This is a genomic window from Micromonospora sp. NPDC005194, from assembly GCF_040608335.1.
Taxonomy (GTDB): Bacteria; Actinomycetota; Actinomycetes; order Mycobacteriales; family Micromonosporaceae; genus Micromonospora.
The window spans coordinates 22297-44523 of the sequence record NZ_JBEXIA010000027.1 but is presented as its reverse complement, the minus strand read 5'-3'; the positions used below and the strand labels follow the sequence as shown (position 1 = coordinate 44523).

Genomic DNA, 22227 nt, shown 5'->3' with positions numbered 1-22227 from the left:
CGCCGCGTGCAGGACAATGGGTAACTGTGCCCGTACCTGACGCGCCGGTGACCGGCGTCCCCAGCGATCCGAGCGGCCCGGCGGCGTCGACGCCGGCCCGTCCGACCCGGCTCGACCCGGCCATCGCGGCCCGGCTGCGCCGCACCGCCGACGGTCTGGTCGCCGCCGTGGTGCGCGCCCACGACTCCGGCGAGGTGCTGATGGTCGCCTGGATGGACGACGAGGCGCTGCACCGCACCCTCACCACCGGCCGGGCCACCTACTGGTCGCGCAGCCGCCGGGAGTACTGGGTCAAGGGCGCCACCTCCGGCCACCACCAGTACGTGCGCTCCGTCGCGCTGGACTGCGACGGCGACGCGCTGCTGGTCAGCGTCGACCAGGTCGGCGCGGCCTGCCACACCGGGCACCGGACCTGCTTCTTCACCGAGCTGCCGGTGACGGGGGCCGGCACATGACCGACGGCGCGGTGAGCCCCGACCTGGCCACCTTCACCGACGTGGCTGCCCGCTGGCGCGTGGTGCCGGTCACCCGACGCCTGCTGGCCGACGCCGAGACCCCGGTGGGTGTCTACCGCAAGCTCGCCGGCGGGCCCGGCACGTTCCTGCTCGAGTCGGCCGAGCAGGGCGTCGGCTCGGCGGGCATGGCCTGGTCGCGGTACTCGTTCATCGGCGTGCGCAGCAGCGCGACCCTCATCGAGCGGGACGGGGTGGCGACCTGGCTCGGCCAGCCGCCCGCCGGGCTGCCCACCGACGGCGACCCGGTGCGCGTGCTGCGGGACACCGTCGTGGCGCTCGCCGGCCCGCTCGGGGACCCGTCCGACGGTCTGCCCCCGCTGACCGGGGGCATGGTCGGCTACCTCGGCTACGACCTCGTCCGCCGCTTCGAGCGGCTGCCCGAGCTGACCGAGAACGACCTGGGCGTGCCCGAGCTGGGCATGATGCTCGCCACCGACCTGGTGGTCCTCGACCACTACGACGGCTCGGCGATCCTGGTCGCCAACGCGGTGCTGCCGCCGCTGGACACCCCGGGCCGCGACGCGCAGGTCACCGCCGCGTACCACCACGCGGTGGGCCGCCTCGACGCGATGACCACGGCGCTGTCCCGACCCATCCCACCGATGATCTCCACGGTCGAGCGTCCACCGGCCGACGAGGTTCTCTGTCGTACGCCCGAGGGTGGCTACCTGAAGGCGGTGGAGGCCGCCAAGGAGGCGATCCGGGCGGGCGAGTGCTTCCAGATCGTGCTGTCCCAGCGCTTCGAGCGGGCGACGCACGCCGATCCGCTGGACGTCTACCGGGTGCTGCGCACCAGCAACCCCAGCCCGTACATGTACCTGCTGCGCTTCGACGGGTTCGACATCGTCGGCTCGTCGCCGGAGGCGCACCTGAAGGTCACCGCCGGTGCGGACGGGCGGCGCCGGGCGCTGCTGCATCCGATCGCGGGCACCCGGCCACGCGGTGCCACCGCGACGGCGGACGCCGGGCTCGCCGCCGAGCTGCTCGCCGACCCCAAGGAGCGTGCCGAGCACGTGATGCTCGTCGACCTGGGCCGCAACGACCTGGGCCGGGTCTGCGAGCCGGGCAGCGTCCAGGTGCCCGAGTTCGCGACCATCGAGCGGTACAGCCACGTGATGCACATCGTCTCCACCGTGACCGGCACGCTGCGTGACGACTGTTCCGCTTTCGACGCGCTCGCCGCGACCTTCCCGGCCGGGACGCTCTCCGGGGCGCCCAAGGTGCGGGCCATGGAGATCATCGAGGAGTTGGAGCCGGTTCGCCGCGGTCTCTACGGCGGCACGGTCGGCTACTTCGGCTTCGGCGGCGACCTGGACATGGCCATCGCCATCCGGACCGCGCTGATCCGCGCCGGCCGCGCCTACGTGCAGGCCGGCGCGGGGGTGGTCGCCGACTCGGATCCGGCCGCCGAGGAGCAGGAGACCCGCGACAAGGCCGCCGCCGTGCTGGCCGCGATCGCCGCGGCGGAAACGCTGAGGGCGGCCCGGTGAGCGCGAGGAGTGCAGCGCAGCGGAGCCCCGCAGTCGCGAACGAAAGGTTGGTCCGGTGAGCGCGGGGGGTCGGCGTCAGTTGACGTACGCCATGCTGCTCTGCCTGGCGGGCGCGGGCCTGGCGCTGTGGGCGGCGACCCGGGGCTGGTCGGTCGAGGTGACCGCGCGGCCGGCGCCGCTGCCGCCGGTTCGCGAGGCCCGCAGCGGGGCCGCCCTGCTGCCGTGGCTGCCGGCGCTGGCGCTGGTCACGCTGGCCGGCGGTGGCGCGGTGCTGGCCACCCGGGGTTGGGTGCGGCGGCTGCTGGGCGTGCTGCTGGGCGTTCTGGGCCTGGCGGTGGCGGCCGGTGGTGGTTACGGGTTGGTCGCCGACCTCGACGGCGTGGTGAGCCGGCAGTGGCCTGCGCTCTGCCTGCTCGGCGGTCTGCTCGCCGCCGTGGGCGGCGGGTGGACGGCGCTGCGGGGCGACGTGTGGCCGGCGATGGGCGCCCGGTACGAGCGGCCGACGCGGACCGTCACGGAGAGTGCGCCCAGGACGGTCGCCCCACCGGGCCGGATGGCCGGGCGGCGGACCACCGAGGCGTGGGACGCGTTGGACCGGGGCGAGGACCCGACGGCCGGCTGATCAGCCGACCGGCTGACGCTCCCGCTGCGGGCGGGCGGAGACGGCGCGGGCGGCGGTCAGTTCGGCCACCAGGCGGTCCAGTTCGGCGCGTCGGTCGGCGCGGGCCCGGTCGGCGCAGACCGCCTCCCAGGCGTTGCCGCGCGCCGTGCGCATCCGGCCCTCGCCGACGACGGCCCGCTCCAGGGTGTGCACCACGCCGACGGCGAGTGACGCCACGGTCCGGGAGATGGTGGTCAGTCCGATGCTCGGGTTCGACTCGGCAATGCTCATTGGTCACCCCGCACGAGGAGTTGGCGACGGTCGGGCAGGCGCGTCATCGAGTCTGCCCGAGGACGATGCTGGCCGGCTGACGTTTCGCCGGGGTGACCGCCCGGTCAACTGTCCCGCCAGGCCCGCGATCTGGCACCGGCCGTTCGGCCTTGAGCTTGCTCACAGCATCGACCGGTGTCGTTGTCGTCGGGCGGCGAGCCGGAAGCGGTGGCATGATCGATGGGTCGGCCCGGTTCGACCGGGGCCGCCGGGCCCCCGTCGTATGACGGCGGTCGATACCGGAGGTGGCGCTGCGTGACATCCCGTTCACGGCAAGTCGGCCATTATGCCGCAGCCCTTTTCGTGAGCAGCGCCATACCCCCGGCTCCCGGCGTCGGTCGGCTGCCCCTAGCATCGGCCCATGACACCCGGAGAGGGGAGTCCGTTGGTGACTGCTGAGCATGCGCACGCGGAGGGGGACGAGGCCGGTCAGGCGGCGTCCGTAAGCGTGCTCGACGAGATTCTGGCTGGCGTGCGCGAGGACGTCGCCCGACGCCAGGAACAGGTTCCGTTGGAACGGATCCGTGAGCTGGCCGCGGCGGCGCCGCCGCCGCTGGACGCCTACGCTGCGTTGCGTAAGCCCGGCGTGGCGGTCATCGCCGAGGTCAAGCGCTCCTCGCCGTCGAAGGGCCGGCTGGCCGAGATCGCCGATCCGGCCGATCTCGCCGTCGACTACGCGGCGGGCGGGGCGCGGGCGATCAGCGTGCTGACCGAGGGGCGCTGGTTCGGCGGGTCGCTGGACGACCTGGCCGCCGTCCGGGCCGCGGTCACCGTGCCCGTGCTGCGCAAGGACTTCGTGGTCTCCAGCTACCAGGTGCACGAGGCGCGCGCGCACGGCGCCGACCTGGTCCTGCTGATCGTGGCCGCCCTTGAGCAGAACGTGCTGATGGGCCTGCTGGAGCGGATCGAGTCGCTGGGCATGACCGCGCTGGTCGAGGTCCACGACGAGGAGGAGGCCGACCGGGCCCTGGAGGCCGGCGCGCAGGTGATCGGGGTCAACGCCCGTGACCTGCGTACCCTTCAGGTGGATCGGTCGGTGTTCGAGCGGATCGCGCCGGGCCTGCCGAGTAGCGTCGTCAAGATCGCCGAGTCCGGCGTCCGCGGACCGCACGACCTGATCCGGTACGCCTCCGCGGGCGCGGACGCGGTTCTCGTCGGCGAGGGCCTGGTCACCCAGAAGAGCCCACGCGAGGCGGTGGCCGAACTGGTCAACGCCGGCAACCACCCGGCGACGCCCCGGCCGGTGCGCTGACCCGCGCCGGTGTGACGCCCCACCGAGAGGATTTCCGATGAGCGCCGATGCGCTGGCCCCGGCGGCCGGCTCGCAGCCCGACTCCGCCGGCCACTTCGGCCGCTTCGGCGGTCGGTTCGTGCCCGAGGCCCTGGTGGCCGCGCTGGACGAGCTCGACGGGGCGTGGCGTACGGCGATCGCGGACGAGTCCTTCCGGGCCGAGTTCGGGGCGCTGCTGCGCGACTACGCGGGCACGCCGTCGCTGCTCTACGAGGCCCGGCGGTTCTCCGCGAAGGTCGGCGCGCGGGTGCTGCTCAAGCGTGAGGACCTCAACCACACCGGCGCCCACAAGGTCCGCAACGTGCTCGGCCAGGCACTGCTCACCAAGCGGATGGGCAAGACCCGGGTGATCGCCGAGACCGGGGCGGGCCAGCACGGCGTCGCCACCGCGACCGCCGCCGCCCTGTTCGACCTGGAGTGCGTGGTCTACATGGGCGAGGTCGACACCGAGCGGCAGGCGCTCAACGTGGCCCGGATGCGGATGCTCGGCGCCACAGTCGTCCCGGTCACCACCGGCTCGCGCACCCTCAAGGACGCGATGAACGAGGCGATGCGCGACTGGGTGGCGAACGTCGACGAGACCCACTACCTGATCGGCACCGCCGCCGGGCCGCACCCGTTCCCGGCGATGGTCCGTGACTTCGTCCGGGGCATCGGTGACGAGGCCCGCCAGCAGTGCCTCGACCTGACCGGCGCGCTGCCGGACGCCGTCACCGCCTGCGTCGGCGGCGGCTCCAACGCGCTGGGCATCTTCCACGCCTTCGTGCCCGACGAGGACGTGCGGCTCTACGGTTTCGAGGCCGGCGGCGACGGGGTGACCACCAGTCGGCACGCCGCGAGCATCACCGGCGGGTCGGCGGGCGTGCTGCACGGCGCCCGCACGTACGTGCTGCAGGACGCCGACGGGCAGACGCTGGAGTCGCACTCGATCTCCGCGGGCCTGGACTACCCGGGCGTCGGGCCCGAGCACGCCTGGCTGCACGACACCGGCCGGGCCAGCTACCTGCCGGTCACCGACGCCGAGGCGATGGCCGCGTTCGAGCTGCTCTGCCGCACCGAGGGGATCATCCCGGCGATCGAGAGCGCGCACGCCCTCGCCGGCACCGTCACGCTGGCTCCGAAGCTGGCCGCCGAGCTGGGCCGGGAGCCCACCATCGTGGTCAACCTCTCCGGCCGGGGCGACAAGGACGTGCACACCGCCGGGGACTACTTCGGCATCCTCGACAAGGAGCACTGAGATGAGCCGCATCGGGGTGGCCTTCGACAAGGCCCGGGCCGACGGGCGGGCCGTGCTGGTCGGCTGTATGCCGGCCGGGTTCCCGACCGTCGAGGGCAGCATCGCGGCCATGACGGCGATGGTCCAGGCCGGCGTCGACGTCATCGAGGTGGAGATCCCGTACTCGGATCCGGTGATGGACGGCCCGGTAATCCAGAAGGCCAGCGACATCGCGCTGGCCGGCGGCGTCCGGACGTCCGACACGCTGCGCATCATCGAGGCGGTCGCGGCGACCGGCGCGCCAGTCGTCACGATGACCTACTGGAACCCCATCGAGCGGTACGGCGTGGACGTGTTCGCCCGCGACCTCGCCGCCGCCGGCGGCACCGGCCTGATCACGCCGGACCTCATCCCCGACGAGGCTGCCGAGTGGCTGGCCGCCTCGGACGCGCACGGCCTGGACCGCACCTTCCTGGTGTCGCCGTCGTCCACCGACGCCCGGGTGGCGATGACCGTGGACAACTGCCGGGGCTTCGTCTACGCCACCGCCGTGATGGGGGTGACCGGCGCTCGGGCGCGGACGTCCGACGCCGCCCCCACGTTGGTCTCGCGGGTTCGCGCGGTCACCGACCTGCCGGTCGGTGTCGGCCTGGGCGTGGGCACCGGAGCGCAGGCCAGCACCGTCGCCGGGTACGCCGACGGGGTGATCGTCGGCAGCGCGCTCGTCCGTTGTGTGCTCGACGCCTCCTCGGAGGCCGAGGGGCTGGCCGCGCTGCGCACCCTCAGCGCCGAACTCGCCGAGGGCGTCCGCAACCCCGCGCGCTGACCTCGGCCCCCGGGCCCGGACGCCGGCCCTTCGGGCCGCTGGGCGCTGCACCGCTGGTCCCGTTCGGCTGGCCGGTGGTTTCGTTCGGCCGGCCGGTGCGACGGACGGCATGAGCGCCGGGCCTGCCTTTCGCTGAAGAGACGTATGCCTGTGAGTCATGTTCATGACTCACAGGTATACGGCTCTGCGGCGCGTGCGCTCCCCAGGGCGCGGGCATCAACGACCCGTGACCCCCGCTGGCCCGGGCCGCGGTGAGTGCGGCGTCCGGCAGTGCGGTTGCCGGCAGTGCGGAGTCAGGGCAGTAGGGACGGGTCCGCTGCCGGCTCGCCGCGTTGCTCCGGCGGCTGACCGGCCCCCGACCGCTCATCGCGATCCGCGATCGGCCGGGCCTGCGTGGCAGGTTGGCCCTCCCCGGTGGGGCGGCCCGGCGGAGTGGGGGTGACGGTGTCGAGCGCCCAGGAGACGCGGCGCAGGACGCCGGAGCGGCCGGCGAGCCCGTCGGTGACGGCCGCCCGGGTGAGCGGGGTGACGGCCTCGGGCAGCACCCCGGGGGCGTGCCAGGACAGCCGGCAGCCCGGCGGCGGGTCGGCACTCGGCCGGCCCTCGGCGACACGCGCGCGGAACACGTGCACCAGGATGTCCGGCAGCGGGCCGGCCCGCCCGGCTCGCGTGTGCGTCGTCGGGCCGTCGAGGTGGTAGACGCCCACCAGGTCGACCAGGTCGATCTCCCAGCCGGTCTCGGCACGGATGTCGCGCAGCGCCGCCCGCACCGGGCTCTCCGCCGGGCGCAGCCGGCCGCCGGGCAACGCGTAACGGCGCTGGCCCCGGCCCTGGCGGCAGAGCAGCACCCGGCCGGCGGCGTCGGTGACGACCGCGGCGACCGCCCAGGTGAGCGCGCTCATGGACAAAGAGCGTACGGCGGCGCAAACCAGAAGTCATCGGGATCCGCGCACGGCGGCCCGGGGTGCCGCTGCGGGGGTGCGCAGCGGTAGCGTGTGCACCCGTGACCATCGCCTCGCTGTCCCCCCAGGCGGCCCTGCCCAGTCCCAGCACCGCGGTATGGCAGCTCGGGCCGGTCCCGATCCGGGCGTACGCGCTGTGCATCATCGCCGGCATCGTGCTGGCCTGCTGGGTGACCGAACGCCGTCTGCGTCAGCGCGGCGTCGCGCCCGGCGCGGTGCTCGACATCGCCGTGTGGGCGGTGCCGACCGGCATCATCGGCGCCCGGATCTACCACGTGATCACCTCTCCGGAGAAGTACTTCGGCGCCGGTGGCGAGCCGATGAAGGCGTTCGCCATCTGGGAGGGCGGTCTCGGCATCTGGGGCGCCGTCGCCGGTGGGGCCATCGGCGTGTGGATCGCCGCCCGCCAGCTGGGCATCCCGTTCAGCGTGGTGGCCGACGCGCTCGCGCCCGGGCTGCCGCTGGCCCAGGCCGTCGGGCGGCTCGGCAACTGGTTCAACAACGAGCTGTTCGGTGGCCGCACGACGCTGCCGTGGGGCCTGGAGATCCACCGGATGGACCCGGACAACCCGGGGCACGCGCTGCGGGACGACGCCGGGCAGCCGATCCTCGAACCCGGCCTCTACCACCCGACGTTCCTCTACGAGGCGCTGTGGAACCTGGGCGTGGTCGCGCTGGTCCTCATCCTGGACCGGCGGTTGCGGCTCGGGCGGGGCCGGGCGTTCGCGCTGTACGTGATGGGCTACACCGCCGGCCGGTTCTGGATCGAGCTGATGCGCACCGACGAGGCGAACCAGATCTTCGGCGTACGGCTCAACGTCTGGACGGCCGCCCTGGTCTTCCTCGGCGCGTTGATCTACTTCGTGCGGGTCCGCGGCCCCCGGGAGTACCTGATCCCGATCGGCCCGGCCGCCACGCCCACGCCGCCCACCACGTCCGACCTGTCCCAGGTCGACGTCTCCGAAGGCCAGACCGGCGCGCGCGCCGCTGCCCCGGAGGGTTACCGGGTGGTCAGCGAGGAGCAGTACGACACCTGGCGGAACACCGGCGTGGCGCCGCCGGAGGCGGCCGACGACGTACGCCCCGAGGGCGCCGAGCCGCTCGACGACGAGGCGACCGACGACGAGGCAGCCAGCGCCCGCGCCGACGGGCCGGCGGATGACCCGCGCGAGGCGCGCGACGAGGACCGGGCCGACGCCGCCGGCGTACGCCCCGCCGACCGGGACAGCTGAGCGGGGGCGGCACCGATGCGAAGCGCGGTGGTGGTCGGCGCCGGGGTCGGAGGCCTCGCGGTCGCCGGCGCGCTGGCCCGGTCCGGTTGGCAGGTCACCCTGCTGGACCGCGCCGAGCGGGTCCGCCCCGAGCCGACCGCCGTGGTGCTCTGGCCCAACGGCGTCCGCGCGTTGCAGGCCCTCGGCCTCGGCGCCGGTCTGGCCGCCATCGCCACCCCGCTGCCCGACGGTGGGGTCCGCCGCCCGGACGGGCACTGGCTGGTGCAACCCCGGCCGACGCCGGCCGACCGGATGCCGGTGGTGGTGCACCGGGAGGATCTGCACGACGCGTTGATCGCCGGCCTCGGTGACCGGGTCGAGCTGCGTACCGGGGTGACCGTGCGCCACGTTCGCGTCGAGCCGGGCGAACGCCCGGGTGTGAGCGACGGACGGCACACCATCGAGGCCGACCTGGTGGTCGCCGCGGACGGCACGGACAGCGTCATCCGTCGCCAACTGGCCCCCGAGTCCGGCGTGGTCAGCTCCGGCTGCGCGGCCTGGCGGGCTGTCATCCCCTGGTACCGGGCGCCCCGGCTGCCCGCCGACCAGCCGATCGCCGGCGAGGTTCTCGGCGCGGGCTACCGGTTCGTGGCCGCCTCGCTGGGCGAGCGTGGCTCCTCGGGCGGTTCCAGCCGGGGTGGCATCTACTGGGTGGCCACCGCCGCCGGCGCTCCCCGCCCCGAGCCGCCGGAGACCCAGCTCGCCCTCCTGCGCCGCTGGTATGCCGGCTGGCCGGCACCGATCGCCGCGCTGCTCGACGCCACCGACCCGAGCGACCTGGTGCAGCAGGAGGTCCGTGAGCTGCGCCCGTTGCCCCGCGCCTACGGCTTCGGAGTCGGGCCGGGCGGGGTGGTGCTGCTCGGCGACGCGGCGCACGCCATGCCGCCGCACCTCGGCCAGGGCGCCTGCCTCGCCTTCGAGGACGCCGCGACGCTCGCCTCGCTGCTGCGCGAGGCCCGCCTGCCCGACGCCGTGCAGACGTACGACCGGGTGCGCCGTCCCCGGGCGGCGACAGTGGTCCGCCAGACCCGGCGCATGTCGGCGGTGCTCCAGACCCGGGGCCGGTTGGCGCTGCGCGCCCGCGACGCCGCGCTCGGCACCATCAACTCGCGGCTGCTCTCCAGCGCCGCCGCCTCCGCGGCGCAGTGGCGTCCGCCGGCCTGACCGTCCGCGTTGCTCTGCAAACCGCGTTGCTCTGGGAAACCGCGTGGCTCTGGGAAACCGCGCGGTTCAGGGGATCAGGGCGGCGGGTTCGGCGATGCAGGCGGTGCCGATGCGGCGGAAGCCGACCCGCAGGTAGACCCGTGCGATCTCCTCGCTGCCCGCGGAGAGGAAGACGAGGTCGGTGCCGGCGGCGAGCAGTTCGCGGGCGAGGGTGGCGGTCAGCGCGGCGCCCATGCCGCGACGGCGCGCGGCCGGCAGGGTGGCTACCCCGGCGATCTCCGCGACGTCGTCCACCCGCATCGCCATGCCGCTGGCCAGCGCGCCCTCGGTCGGCGTCCCGGCCAGCGCGGAGATCCGCCGGCCGTCGGCGATCCGGGCCCGCTCCTCATCCAGCGCGGCGAGCTCCAACTCGGTGACCGCCGCGTCGCGCTCGGCCGGCCCGGCCGGGCCGGTCGCGGTGCCGGCGGCGCCGAACGCCACGGCCGCCACCGCCCGCCGGGCGGCCACGTCGGCGGCGAAGTCGGGCGAGTCCGCCGCCAGAACCCGCACCGGTACGTCGGACAGCGTCGCCGGGTCGGGCAGCGCGGTCTCGTCGAGGACCATCAGCGGGGCCTCCAGCACGTTCAGCCCCGCCGAGCGGGCCACCGCCAGCAGCTCCGGGGTCGTCTCGTGCACCCACTCGAAGGCCTCCGGAAGGCCCAGCTCCCGCTGGCGCTCCCGCACCGAGCTCACGTCGGCCAGGGACGGCGCCTCGGTGGCGCCGATCCGGGGCCGGGCGTAGAACGGCCAACCGGCACCCTCGCGGACGAACAGCACCAACCCGCCGTGCTCCTCGGCGCCGGCGACGTCGCGGGGCACCGCGTCGTAGAAACGTTCCAACCGGTCGAAGATGTCCTTGTGTACCGAATCCACCGCGCGAGACTACACGTCCCAGACTCTGGACGGTGTGATCAATCTTGAGTGGCCTTGTGCCCCCAGCCCTAACGTAGACTCAACAGACCCACGGGCCGACGTCGTCCCCACCATGATCCAACCTGAGTGACGACAGGAGGCCCGGTGGCTCAGCCGTACGCGGACATGACACAGCCGCACCCGCACAGCCCGCAGGCGTCCCCGACGCCCGGCCCCCATCCGCCCGCCCAGGGCCTCTACGACCCGGCGCAGGAGCACGACGCCTGCGGGGTGGCCTTCGTGGCGGACATGCACGGCCGACGGTCCCACGCGGTCGTCGCCAACGGGCTCGGTGCGCTCTGCCGCCTGGACCACCGGGGTGCCCGGGGCGCGGAGCCCAACACCGGCGACGGCGCGGGCATCATGATCCAGGTCCCGGACGCGTTCCTGCGCGCGGTCGCCGACGTCACGCTGCCACCGGCCGGCGAGTACGCCACGGGCCTGGTGTTCCTGCCCGACGACGACGCTGCCGAGGCCCGTGCCCGCCGGGTGGTCGAGAAGTACGCGCTGGTCGAGGGCGCGGACCTGCTCGGCTGGCGGGACGTGCCGATCGAGCCGCAGGGGCTCGGCGACACCGCCCTGGCGGCCATGCCCCGGGTGCGGCAGGTCTTCGTGGCCGCCCACCGCCTCACCGACTCGCCCGCCGGGCCGGCCGGTTCCGCCCTGAGCGGCATCGACCTGGACCGGGTGGCCTTCTGCCTGCGCAAGCAGGCCGAGCGGGAGACCGCCGAGCGGGGCGTGCCGGCGTACTTCCCGTCGCTGTCCAGCCGCACCATGGTCTACAAGGGCATGCTGACGCCCGACCAGCTGCCGGCGTTCTACCCCGACCTGCGTGACGAGCGGGTGGAGAGCGCGATCGCGCTGGTGCACTCCCGCTTCTCCACCAACACCTTCCCGTCCTGGCCGCTGGCGCACCCGTACCGTTTCATCGCCCACAACGGCGAGATCAACACGATCCGGGGCAACCGCAACTGGATGCAGGCCCGCGAGGCGCTCCTGCGCTCGCCGAACGTGCCGGGCAACATCCGGCGGGTCTTCCCGGTCTGCACCCCCGCCGCCTCCGACTCGGCGAACTTCGACGAGGTTCTGGAGCTGCTGCACCTGGCCGGGCGAAGCCTGCCGCACGCGGTCCTCATGATGATCCCCGAGGCCTGGGAGAACGACCCCGGGATGGATCCGGCCAAGCGTGCCTTCTACCGCTTTCACGCCAGCCTCATGGAGCCGTGGGACGGTCCGGCGTCGGTGGCCTTCACCGACGGCGAGATCGTCGGCGCGGTGCTGGACCGCAACGGGCTGCGCCCGGGGCGCTGGTGGCAGACCGACGACGGCCTCGTGGTGCTCGGCTCCGAGGCGGGCGTGCTCGACCTCGACCCCGCTCACGTGGTCGCGAAGGGGCGACTCCAGCCGGGCCGGATGTTCCTGGTCGACACCGTGGCCGGGCGGATCGTGCACGACGACGAGATCAAGTCCGAGTTGGCCGCCGCGCAGCCGTACGGCGAGTGGCTGCACGCCGGGCTGATCGAGCTGGACGACCTGCCGCCCCGTGAGCACACCGTCTACACCCACGACTCGGTGCGCCGCCGCCAGCAGACCTTCGGCTACACCGAGGAGGAGCTGAAGGTCCTGCTCGCGCCGATGGCCCGTACCGGCGCGGAGCCGCTGGGCTCGATGGGCACGGACACCCCGATCTCGCCGCTGTCCACCCGGCCGCGGCTGCTCTACGACTACTTCCACCAGCTCTTCGCCCAGGTCACCAACCCGCCGCTGGACGCCATCCGCGAGGAACTGGTGACCAGCCTGGCGTCGACGATCGGGCCGGAGGGCAACCTGCTCGACCCGGGCGCGGCGAGCTGCCGGCAGATCGTGCTGCCGCACCCGATCATCGACAACGACGAGCTGGCGAAGATCCTCTCCATCGACGAGGACGGCGACCTGCCCGGCTTCAAGGCGGTGCGGGTCTCCGGGCTGTACCGCATCCGCGAGGGCGCCGCCGGGATCAAGGCGCGACTGATCGAGATCTGCCGGCACGTCTCCGAGGCCATCGAGGACGGCGTCCGCATCCTGGTGCTCTCCGACCGGGACTCCAACGCCGATCTCGCGCCGATCCCGTCGCTGCTGCTCACCGCCGCGGTGCACCAGCACCTGGTGCGGGAGCAGACGCGCACCCAGGCGGCGCTGATCGTGGAGTCCGGCGACTGCCGAGAGGTGCACCACGCGGCGGTGCTGATCGGGTACGGCGCGGCGGCGGTCAACCCGTACCTGGCGTTCGAGTCCGTGGAGGACATGATCACCACGGGCACGCTGGCCGGCGTGCAGCCCGCGGCCGCGGTGCGCAACTACGCCAAGGCGCTCGGCAAGGGCGTCCTGAAGATCATGTCGAAGATGGGTATCTCGACGGTCTCGTCGTACTGCGGTGCGCAGGTCTTCGAGGCGGTCGGGCTGGACACCCGGCTGGTCGACCGCTACTTCCGGGGCACCCCGAGCCGGATCGGCGGCGTCGGGCTGGCCGGTGTGCACGCCGAGGTGGCCGCCCGGCACGCGCTGGCCTGGCCGCCGGCCGGCACCGTCGGCTCCGACCGGCTGGAGGTCGGCGGCGAGTACCAGTGGCGCCGCGAGGGTGAGCTGCACCTGTTCAACCCGGAGACGGTCTTCCTGCTCCAGCACGCCACCCGCAGCCGCCAGTACGACGTCTTCCGCCAGTACACGGCCAAGGTCGACGCGCTCGCCGCGCAGGCCGGCTCGCTGCGCGGGCTGTTCACCCTGCGCACCGGGGTCCGCCCGGCGGTGCCGATCGAGGAGGTCGAGCCGGCCACCGAGATCGTCAAGCGGTTCGCCACGGGCGCCATGTCGTACGGCTCGATCTCGGCCGAGGCGCACGAGACGCTCGCCATCGCGATGAACCGCCTCGGCGGCAAGTCCAACACCGGCGAGGGCGGCGAGGACGTCGATCGGCTGCACGACCCGCTGCGGCGCTCCTCGGTCAAGCAGATCGCCAGCGGCCGGTTCGGTGTCACCAGCGAATACCTCGTCAACGCCGACGACCTGCAGATCAAGATGGCCCAGGGCGCGAAGCCCGGCGAGGGCGGCCAGCTGCCCGGCAACAAGGTCTGGCCGTGGATCGCCCGGACCCGGCACGCCACTCCCGGCGTCGGCCTGATCTCGCCGCCGCCGCACCACGACATCTACTCCATCGAGGACCTGGCCCAGCTCGTGCACGACCTGAAGTGCGTCAACCCGGCCGCCCGGGTGCACGTCAAGCTGGTCAGCGAGGTGGGTGTGGGCACTGTCGCCGCCGGTGTGGCCAAGCTCAAGGCCGACGTCATCCTGATCTCCGGCCACGACGGCGGCACGGGCGCGTCCCCGATGAACTCGCTCAAGCACGCCGGCACCCCGTGGGAGCTGGGGCTGGCCGAGGCGCAGCAGACGCTGCTGCTCAACAAGCTGCGCGACCGGGTCACCGTGCAGGTCGACGGCCAGCTCAAGACCGGCCGGGACGTGCTGATCGCGGCGCTGCTCGGCGCGGAGGAGTTCGGCTTCGCGACCGCGCCGCTGATCGTCTCGGGCTGCGTGATGATGCGGGTCTGTCACCTGGACACCTGCCCGGTCGGCATCGCCACCCAGAACCCGGTGCTGCGCGAGCGGTACACGGGCACGCCGGAGTTCGTGGAGAACTTCTTCCTGTTCCTCGCCGAGGAGGTTCGGGGGTACCTGGCCGAGCTGGGCTTCCGGTCCATCGAGGAGGCCATCGGGCAGACCGAACTGCTCGACGTGGCCCCGGCGGTGTCGCACTGGAAGGCCCACGGGCTCGACCTGGCACCCGTCCTGCATCTGCCGGAACTGCCCGCCGGCGCTGCCCGCCGCGGGGTGCGCGCCCAGGACCACGGCCTGGAGCACGCTCTGGACAACGAGCTGATCGCGCTCGCCCGGCCGGCGCTGTCCGAGGGTGCGCCGGTCCGCGTCGAGGTCGCGGTGCGCAACGAGCACCGCAGCGTCGGCGCGATGCTCGGCGGCGAGGTGACCCGCCGCTTCGGCGGGGGCGGCCTTCCGGACGACACCGTCGAGTTTGTGCTGCACGGCACCGCCGGGCAGTCGTTCGGCGCGTTCCTGCCGCGCGGGGTGACGCTGCGTCTGCACGGCGACGCCAACGACTACGTGGGCAAGGGCCTCTCCGGGGGCCGGCTCATCGTCCGTCCGGACGCCGCCGCGCCGTTCCTCGACCCCGACGCCGAGCCGGGGCAGCGCGCGGAGGATCAGATCATCGCCGGCAACACCATCCTGTACGGGGCCACGTCGGGCGAGGTCTTCCTGCGCGGCCGGGTGGGGGAGCGGTTCGCGGTCCGCAACTCCGGCGCGGTCGCCGTCGTCGAGGGCGTCGGCGACCACGGCTGCGAGTACATGACCGGCGGCACGGTGGTGGTGCTCGGCGCGACCGGCCGCAACTTCGCCGCCGGCATGTCCGGCGGGACGGCGTTCGTGCACCTGTTGGACACCGCGCGGGTGAACACGGAACTGGTCGACCTGGCGCCGCTGGGCGAGCAGGAGCAGACGCTGCTGCACGAACTGGTGCAGCGACACGTGGCCGAGACCGGGTCGGCGGTCGCCGAGGAGCTGCTCAAGCGCTGGCCGGAGGCGGTGTCCGAGTTCACCGCGGTGGTACCCTGCGACTACCGCCGGGTGCTGGAGATCATGCGGGCCGCCGAAGCAGCCGGCCGCGACGTCGACGACGCGGTCATGACAGAACTGACCGCGCCCGCTGTGCCGGCGATGCCGGTGCCGCCCGCCCCGCGGGTGGCTGCCCAGGAGGTGGCACGTGCCTGACCCGAACGGTTTCCTGCGCTACGACCGGCGGCTGCCGGCCCGCCGCCCGGTGCCGGTACGGATCAGCGACTGGCGGGAGGTGTACCCGCCGGCCGGCGAGGAACTCATCCGCGAGCAGGCCACGCGATGCATGGACTGTGGCATCCCGTTCTGCCACGACGGCTGCCCGCTGGGCAATCGCATCCCGGACTGGAACGACCTGGTCCGCACCGGCAACTGGGACGCCGCGGTGGAGTCGTTGCACGCCACCAACAACTTCCCGGAGTTCACCGGCCGGCTCTGCCCGGCGCCCTGCGAGGCGGCCTGCGTGCTGGGTATCGCCGGCGGCCAGCCGGTCACCATCAAGCAGGTCGAGGTGGAGATCGCCGACGCGGCCGCGGCGCGCGGGTTCATCCCGCGCCCGGTGCCGGCGCCGTCGGGCCGGTCGGTCGCCGTGGTCGGTTCCGGGCCCGCCGGCCTGGCCGCCGCCCAGCAACTGGCCCGCGCCGGTCACGCCGTGACGGTGTACGAGCGCGACGACGCGATCGGCGGCCTCCTCCGGTACGGCATCCCCGACTTCAAGTTGGAGAAGCGGCACATCGACGCCCGGTTGGCGCAGCTCGCCGCCGAGGGGGTGCGCTTCAGCACCGGCGTGAACGTCGGCCTCGACGTCACCGCCGAGCAGTTGCGCGCCGAGCACGACGCGGTGCTGCTGGCCTGCGGGGCCTTGCAGGGCCGGGACACCCCGGAGACCCCGGGGCGGGCGCTGCGGGGCGTACACCAGGCGATGGCGCACCTGGTCGCGGCGAATCGCGCGGTCGCCACGGCGGCCGGCGGCGGGCCTGGCGTGGCGGTCACCGGCGAGGGTCGGGCGGCCCGCGCGGTGCTGCCGGACGGCACCCCGATCGACGCGGCCGGCAAGCACGTGGTGATCATCGGTGGCGGGGACACGGCGGCCGACTGCCTCGGCGTCGCCCACCGGCAGGGCGCCGCCGGCGTACACCAGCTCGACCTGTACCCGCAGCCGCCGCACGAGCGCGACGAGGCCCGGGACCCGTGGCCGACCTGGCCGTGGATCCTGCGCAGCTACCCGGCGCACGAGGAGGGTGGCGAGCGGGTCTTCGCCGTGGCGGTGCAGGAGTTCGTGGACGACGGCACCGGTCAGGTGCGCGCGGTGCGGATCGCCGAGGTGACCGTCGAGAAGCGCGACGGCCGGCGGATGGTCACCGTCGTCCCGGGCTCCGAGCGGGAGTTGCCGGCGGACCTGGTGCTGTTGGCGATCGGTTTCGAGGGCACCGAGCAGCAGCCGCTGCTGGAGCAGTTCGGGGTGACCCGCAACGCGCGGGGCGCCGTCGACGCCCGGGACGACTGGCAGACCGACGCCGACGGCGTGTTCGTGGCCGGGGACATGCACCGGGGCGCCTCGCTGATCGTGTGGGCCATCGCCGAGGGGCGCGCGGCGGCCGCCGCGATCCACGGTTACCTGGGTGGTGCCGGTGCGCTGCCGGCGCCGGTCGGCCCGGCCGCGCAGCCGCTCGCCGTTCGCTGACTCGCCGTTCGGTGACTCGCCGTTCGCTGAGGAGTTCCCGGAGCCGTCCGGCCGGCGTGACAGGTACCTGGCACGCCGGCCGGGCGCCGGTGAGACAGCGGTCACCGCTGGCGGGACGAACCGGCGCCAAGATCATCGTTACGCTGCGGTCATGGACATCGAGGAGCGGTTGCGGCGTACGCGTCGGTGGCTGTGGATCGTGCTGATCGGCCTCTTCCTGAGCGGTGCCACCGCCTTCCCGCTGGAGATCGAGGTGCGCTGGCTGCTGCGCGCGCTGGACCCGCTCGCCGGGCAGATGCCGGCGCTGGTCGACTGGATCGAGCGGGTCCACACCGGACTCGTGACGGCGGGGCAGGACTACCCGTTCCTGCTCTACGGCACCGACTGGCTGGCCTTCGCCCACCTGGTGCTGGCGGTGGCGTTCTGGGGGCCGCTGCGTGACCCGGTGCGCAACGTCTGGGTGGTGCAGGTCGGCATGATCGCCTGCGCGGGGATCGTTCCGCTGGCGCTGATCTGCGGCCCGATCCGGGACATCCCGTGGTTCTGGACACTCATCGACCTGTCCTTCGCGGTCGGGGCGTTCCCGCCGCTGTGGTTCGCCTACCGGCACATCCGCGCCGTCGAGGCGAGCACGGCCGAGGCGGCCGGGTCCCCGGCGACCGTGGGCCGTCCGGTGGCGCCGGCGTCCTGAGCCGCCCGCCTGAATCCGGCCGCTGGCGACGACTCCGACCCGGAGGTCAGCCTCCCTCGCGCGTCCTTTGCTCTGCTTCACTCCACGCAACACCGCCCGTCCGATAGTCGGACAACCGGTGTTGCGTCCGTTGAAGCAGAGCAAAGGACGCGTGGGGGAGGGGCGACGGGGGACGCTGCGTTGGCAGGTGAGATCGCTCCGGCGGGACCAGCGGGAAACGCCGCAAGGCCCGCCGCCTGGGCGACGGGCCTTGCGGGTGACGACTGCCGCTAGTGCGACAGCAACTCGTGGGACTCGCGGATCTTGGCCCACGACTTGGGCTCGGCCGGCGGCGCGGCCTTGCGGGCGGCGCTGGCCACGTCGGGCCGGCCCGCGGTGAACAGCCAGGTGGTGAACAGCTCGTCCAGGTCCAGACCGGAGATGCGCTCAGCCAGGGCCTGGAACTCCTCGATGGTGCCGTTGCCGTGCCGGTGTTCGGCCGTCCACGCCGGCAGGATCGCGAAGAACGCGTCGTCGCCGACGGCCAGCCGGAGCTGGTGCAGGGTCATCGCGCCCCGGTCGTAGACCGCGTTGTCGAAGACCCGGTCCGCGCCCGGGTCACCGGGCAGCACCTGCCAGAACTCGTCGTCGGCCGGGTAGCTGGCGTAGGTGAAGTCGAAGACCTCCTGCGCGGTGCCCTCGTCCTGCTCCTCGGACCAGAGCCACTCGGCGTACGAGGCGAAGCCCTCGTTGAGCCAGATGTTGCGCCACTCGGCCACCGAGACCGAGTCACCGAACCACTGGTGGGCGTTCTCGTGGGCCACCACGTACGTGTTGGCGCCGCGACGCCAGAAACCCGGGCCGTACACCGGGCGGGTCTGCGTCTCCAGGGCGAAGCCGATGCCGTCCACCGGCCCGGCCACGCCACCTCGCGCCTCGAACGGGTACGGGCCGAAGATCCCGCTCTCCCAGTCGATGATCTCGCCGGTCCGCTCGATGCTGGCCCGCGCGGCCGGCCCGAGCGCCCCCAGCGAGGTGCTGTACGCGTTGATCACCGGCTGACCGCCCGGCGTGGTGTCGGTGACGATGTCGTACTGACCGATCGCCATGAAGGCCAGGTAGGTGGCGGTGGGGGAGGTGGTCCGCCAGATCCACCGGGTGCGATTGCCGGCCTCGGCCGCCGGCGGACGGGGCTGCACGCCGTTGCTGATCACCTCGACGCCGGTGGGCACCGAGACGGAGATGTCGAAGGTGGCCTTGTCCAGCGGGTGGTCGTTGCTCGGGAACCACCACCACGCCGACTCGGGCTCGTTGACCGCGAGCGCCCCGTCGTCGGTGCGCGTCCAACCGGTGTAGCCGCCGACCAGGGTCTCCGACGGGATGCCGTCGTAGCGCACCACGATGGTGAGCTGCTGGCCCCGGGTGATCGTGCGGGTTGGCGTGACCACCAGCTCGTGCGTGCCCGCCCTGGCGGTGCCGGCCTCCCAGCCGTTGACCCGCACCGACTCGACGTCGAGCAGGAAGTCCAGGTTGAACGCCGAGAGGTCCTGTGTCGCGGTGGCGAGGATGGTGGTGGTGCCGGTGAGCCGGTCGGTGGCCGGGTCGTAGCGCAGCCGGACGTCGTAGTGCGAGACGTCGTAGCCGCCGTTGCCGTAGTCGGGGTAGTAGGTGTCGCCCAGGCCGGGAGCGCCGGGTTGCGGCGCGACCGAGACGACGGGCCGGCCCCAGCCCGTCGGGGCGGCCGGGGCGGGTGCGCCGGTGAGCATGGTGCCGGCGGTGGTGAGGGTCAGGGCGGCGGTGGCCGCCGTGAGGACTCGTCGCACGAGGTGGACTCCCTCCATCGGGTGTACGCACCGCCAACTTAATCGACAACTGTGAACGTCGCTGGCCCGGCGCGCTGTGGGCGTGTCACGGCGTCGGCCGCCGCGAAAGCGCGGGTCGCTACTGTCCCGGTGTCACCGCTGTCCGTTAGGGTTTCGGCGAACCGGACGGCCGTGGCGTGGGAGGCAGAGCGTGGGCAGGCTCGCGTCGGCGTACGGGCAGGCGGTCACCGCCCACCGGGCGGCCCGCGTACACCTGGATGCCGCCCGGGGCGTGCTCGGCGCGGCGCCTGCTCCGCCGGCGCAGGCGGGCGGGGGCGACCTCGTGGCCCGACTCGCGCGCCTCGGCGGCGCGCTGGCCACCCCCACCCCCGGCGCCACCGCGCTGACCGACACACCGGCCGCGGTGCGCATCGGCGAGGCGTCCACTCCGGACGGCGGCTTCCCGGTCCTGCTGCCGCTCGGCGGCGGCCACCACCTGGCACTGGACACCGACGCCCGGGACGGGCGCGTCGCCGCGCTGCTGCGGGCGCTGGTGCTGCGGCTGGTCGCGACCGCGCCACCCGGTCGGGTCCGGGTCACCGGCATCGACACCGCCGCGCTGGGCGCCACCTTCGGCCCGCTGCGCCCGCTGCTCGACGCCGGCGTGCTCGACCCGCCGGCCACCAGCGAATCCGAGGTGGCCGCCCTGCTGACCGCCGCCGAACGGCACGCCCGCGCCGCCCAGCACGCCGATCCCTCCACCCGGCAGTTGCTGCTGGTGGTCGCCACCGCCGCCCCGCCGCCGCGCGAGCTGGCCCGGCTCGCCGCGCTCACCCACGCCGGCCCGGCCGCCGCCGTCTGCGTGCTCCTCGCCGGCCATCCGTCCCGGCTGCCCGGCGAGACCGCACCGCCGCTGGGCAGCACCACCGCCCTCCGGATCAGCGAGGGGTACGCGCACGTCGGCGACCCGCCCGGCGTCCCGTTCAGCGTCGACGGCAGCGGTCTCGCCGCCCCGGTGCTGCTCGACGGCGACCCGCCGCCGGCCTCGGTCCGCGCGCTCGCCGAGCACCTCGGCGCCGCCGCCCGCCGTGCCGAGGCGCTGCCCTTCGCCGAGCTGCTGCCCGAGCGGCGCTGGGCCGAGTCCGCGGCCAACGGGCTGCGCACCGTCGTCGGCCGGGCCGGCCCCGCGCCGCTGACGGTCGCCTTCGACACCGCGCTGACGGTCGCCTTCGACACCGCGCTGACGGTCGCCTTCGACGACGCCACCCCGCACTGGCTGGTCGGCGGGCGCACCGGCGCCGGCAAGACCGTCTTCCTCCTCGACGTCCTGTACGGACTGGCCGCGCGCTACTCGCCGGCCGAGTTGCAGCTCTACCTGCTCGACTTCAAGGAGGGCGTCAGCTTCACCGAGTTCGTGCCCACCGGGCGTGACCCGTCCTGGCTGCCGCACGCCCGTGCCGTCGGCATCGAATCCGACCGCGAGTACGGCCTCGCCGTGCTGCGCGAGCTGCGCCGGGAGGCACAGCGCCGGGCCACCGCGCTGAAGCGGCACGGCGTCACCAAGCTCGCCGACCTGCCACGGGACAATCCGCTGCCGCGCATCGTGGCCGTCATCGACGAGTTCCACGTGCTGCTCGCTGGCAACGACGCGCTGGCCCGCGAATCCGTCGACCTGCTGGAGGAGTTGGCCCGCAAGGGCCGCTCGTACGGCATCCACCTGGTGCTGGCCAGTCAGAGCATGACCGGCATCGAGGCGCTCTACGGTCGGGCCGAGGCGATCTTCGGGCAGTTCGCGCTGCGGGTGGCGCTGCCCGGCGGCGGCGGTGTCCTCGACCAGCTCAACGACGCCGCCGCGGCCCTGCCGATCGGCTCGGCCGTGGTCAACACCGCCGCCGGCGCGGTCGGTGCCGACACCGTGCTGCGCTTCCCCGACGCGCACGCCGCCGCGGCCGACCTCGCCGCGCTGCGCCACGAGCTGTGGCAGGCCCGCCCGCCGGGCTCGCGGGCCCCGGCGGTCTTCAAGGGGTACGAGGCGGCGCGCGTCGAGGACGATCCCACCTTCGCCGGGCTGCGCCCCGGTGGCCGACGCCCCATGGCGCTGGTCGGCCGGACGGTCGACGTGCACGGCACCACGGCGCTGTTCCTGATGGACTCCACCCCCGGCCGGCACCTCGCCGTGGTGGGCACCGCACCGGCCGGCGCGGACGTGCTGCGCGCCGCCGCGCTGAGCCTGGCCCGTCAACACACCCCCGGCGACGCCCGGTTCCAGGTGGCCTCCCTGGTCACCGCCGCCGACCCGATCGCGGCCGAGACCGAGGCCGCGCTGCGGGCCGCCGGTCACCCGGTGCACCGCCTCGACGCGGCCGGGCTGCGCGACCGGATCGCCACGCTGGCCGCCGAGCCGGCCGGCCGCGAATACCTGGTGGTGTTCGGGATGGACGCCGCCGCTCCGGTCCTCGGTGCGGCCGACCCGGTCACGTTCCGCTCCGGCCTGGACGACCTGCGTACGCTGCTGCGCCACGGCCCCGCCCAGGGCGTGCACCTGCTCGGCTGGTGGCGCGGCCTGCGGCGGCTCTCCGACGACCTCGGCGGCACCCAGAACCGCGACGACGTCGCCTGCCTCGTCGCGCTCAACGTGCCCGGCGCCGAGCTGGCCCTGCACCTCGGGGTGCACGACCTGGCCTACACGCCGCGCGCCGACCGGGCGCTGCTGGTCGACCGGCACGACCAGCGCACCAGGCTGATCGTGCCGTTCGCCCGCGACGGGCACGAGCCGCACGGGGAGCGTTGAC

Annotated in this window: 16 protein-coding genes; 12 read left to right on the top strand and 4 right to left on the bottom strand. The window is 74.1% G+C overall.

All coding sequences use genetic code 11. The annotated features are described in order from the left end of the window. Positions 1-26: 26 nt before the first annotated feature. The 3 genes from hisI to ABZU53_RS21980 are packed head-to-tail and all read left to right on the top strand — an operon-like array spanning position 27 to position 2627. On the top strand, positions 27-455 hold the full coding sequence (gene hisI, locus ABZU53_RS21990) for a phosphoribosyl-AMP cyclohydrolase (protein WP_355067229.1): 429 nt from the start codon (positions 27-29) through the stop codon (positions 453-455). After that, the gene (locus tag ABZU53_RS21985; protein WP_355067207.1) at positions 452-2005 is read left to right on the top strand and encodes an anthranilate synthase component I; all 1554 of its coding nucleotides are present in this window, start codon (positions 452-454) and stop codon (positions 2003-2005) included. Before hisI ends, ABZU53_RS21985 begins: the two co-directional genes overlap by 4 nt. 55 nt (positions 2006-2060) lie before the next feature. Then, on the top strand, positions 2061-2627 hold the full coding sequence (locus ABZU53_RS21980) for a Trp biosynthesis-associated membrane protein (RefSeq protein ID WP_355067206.1): 567 nt from the start codon (positions 2061-2063) through the stop codon (positions 2625-2627). On the opposite strand, the gene ABZU53_RS21975 is transcribed toward ABZU53_RS21980, so the two are convergent. Beyond that, complete coding sequence (locus ABZU53_RS21975; RefSeq protein WP_354856175.1) at positions 2628-2897, bottom strand: hypothetical protein; 270 nt, start codon at positions 2895-2897, stop codon at positions 2628-2630. A gap of 487 nt (positions 2898-3384) precedes the next feature. Here ABZU53_RS21975 and trpC point away from each other — a divergent pair, with 487 nt between their 5' ends. From trpC to trpA, 3 genes are read left to right on the top strand one after another with little or no spacing between them, the layout of a single operon-like run. Continuing rightward, a complete protein-coding gene (gene trpC, locus ABZU53_RS21970) occupies positions 3385-4188 on the top strand; it encodes an indole-3-glycerol phosphate synthase TrpC (RefSeq protein WP_039906616.1) in 804 nt (267 codons plus the stop codon). 37 nt (positions 4189-4225) lie between these two features. Further along, complete coding sequence (gene trpB, locus ABZU53_RS21965) at positions 4226-5464, top strand: tryptophan synthase subunit beta (protein ID WP_355067205.1); 1239 nt, start codon at positions 4226-4228, stop codon at positions 5462-5464. A 1-nt stretch (position 5465) separates the two neighbouring features. Then, the gene (gene trpA / locus ABZU53_RS21960; RefSeq protein ID WP_355067204.1) at positions 5466-6269 is read left to right on the top strand and encodes a tryptophan synthase subunit alpha; all 804 of its coding nucleotides are present in this window, start codon (positions 5466-5468) and stop codon (positions 6267-6269) included. Positions 6270-6562: 293 nt separating this feature from the next. Here the strand turns inward: trpA and ABZU53_RS21955 are convergent, their stop codons facing one another. Further along, a complete protein-coding gene (locus tag ABZU53_RS21955) occupies positions 6563-7171 on the bottom strand; it encodes an NUDIX hydrolase (protein ID WP_355067203.1) in 609 nt (202 codons plus the stop codon). 101 nt (positions 7172-7272) lie between these two features. On the opposite strand from ABZU53_RS21955, the gene lgt reads away from it, so the two are divergent. Continuing rightward, positions 7273-8463 carry a prolipoprotein diacylglyceryl transferase gene (gene lgt / locus ABZU53_RS21950; protein ID WP_355067202.1) on the top strand — a complete coding sequence of 397 codons (1191 nt, stop codon included), beginning with the start codon at positions 7273-7275 and terminating at the stop codon, positions 8461-8463. A 15-nt stretch (positions 8464-8478) separates the two neighbouring features. Next, the gene (locus ABZU53_RS21945) at positions 8479-9666 is read left to right on the top strand and encodes an FAD-dependent monooxygenase (protein ID WP_234587996.1); all 1188 of its coding nucleotides are present in this window, start codon (positions 8479-8481) and stop codon (positions 9664-9666) included. Between the two features lie 66 nt (positions 9667-9732). Here ABZU53_RS21945 and ABZU53_RS21940 read toward each other — a convergent pair whose 3' ends face one another. Then, on the bottom strand, positions 9733-10578 hold the full coding sequence (locus ABZU53_RS21940; RefSeq protein ID WP_355067201.1) for a GNAT family N-acetyltransferase: 846 nt from the start codon (positions 10576-10578) through the stop codon (positions 9733-9735). Between the two features lie 165 nt (positions 10579-10743). On the opposite strand from ABZU53_RS21940, the gene gltB reads away from it, so the two are divergent. The 3 genes from gltB (at position 10744) to ABZU53_RS21925 (ending at position 17654) form a co-directional block, all read left to right on the top strand. Continuing rightward, complete coding sequence (gltB, locus tag ABZU53_RS21935) at positions 10744-15435, top strand: glutamate synthase large subunit (RefSeq protein WP_355067228.1); 4692 nt, start codon at positions 10744-10746, stop codon at positions 15433-15435. Next, positions 15428-16963: a glutamate synthase subunit beta gene (locus ABZU53_RS21930; protein ID WP_355067200.1), complete on the top strand. Its 1536-nt coding sequence runs from the start codon at positions 15428-15430 to the stop codon at positions 16961-16963. Before gltB ends, ABZU53_RS21930 begins: the two co-directional genes overlap by 8 nt. Positions 16964-17114: 151 nt before the next feature. Then, the gene (locus tag ABZU53_RS21925; RefSeq protein WP_354863216.1) at positions 17115-17654 is read left to right on the top strand and encodes a hypothetical protein; all 540 of its coding nucleotides are present in this window, start codon (positions 17115-17117) and stop codon (positions 17652-17654) included. A gap of 269 nt (positions 17655-17923) precedes the next feature. Here ABZU53_RS21925 and ABZU53_RS21920 read toward each other — a convergent pair whose 3' ends face one another. Further along, a complete protein-coding gene (locus ABZU53_RS21920; protein ID WP_355067199.1) occupies positions 17924-19456 on the bottom strand; it encodes a M1 family metallopeptidase in 1533 nt (510 codons plus the stop codon). Positions 19457-19646: 190 nt separating this feature from the next. On the opposite strand from ABZU53_RS21920, the gene ABZU53_RS21915 reads away from it, so the two are divergent. After that, on the top strand, positions 19647-22226 hold the full coding sequence (locus ABZU53_RS21915) for an FtsK/SpoIIIE domain-containing protein (protein WP_355067198.1): 2580 nt from the start codon (positions 19647-19649) through the stop codon (positions 22224-22226). Position 22227: the final 1 nt, after the last annotated feature.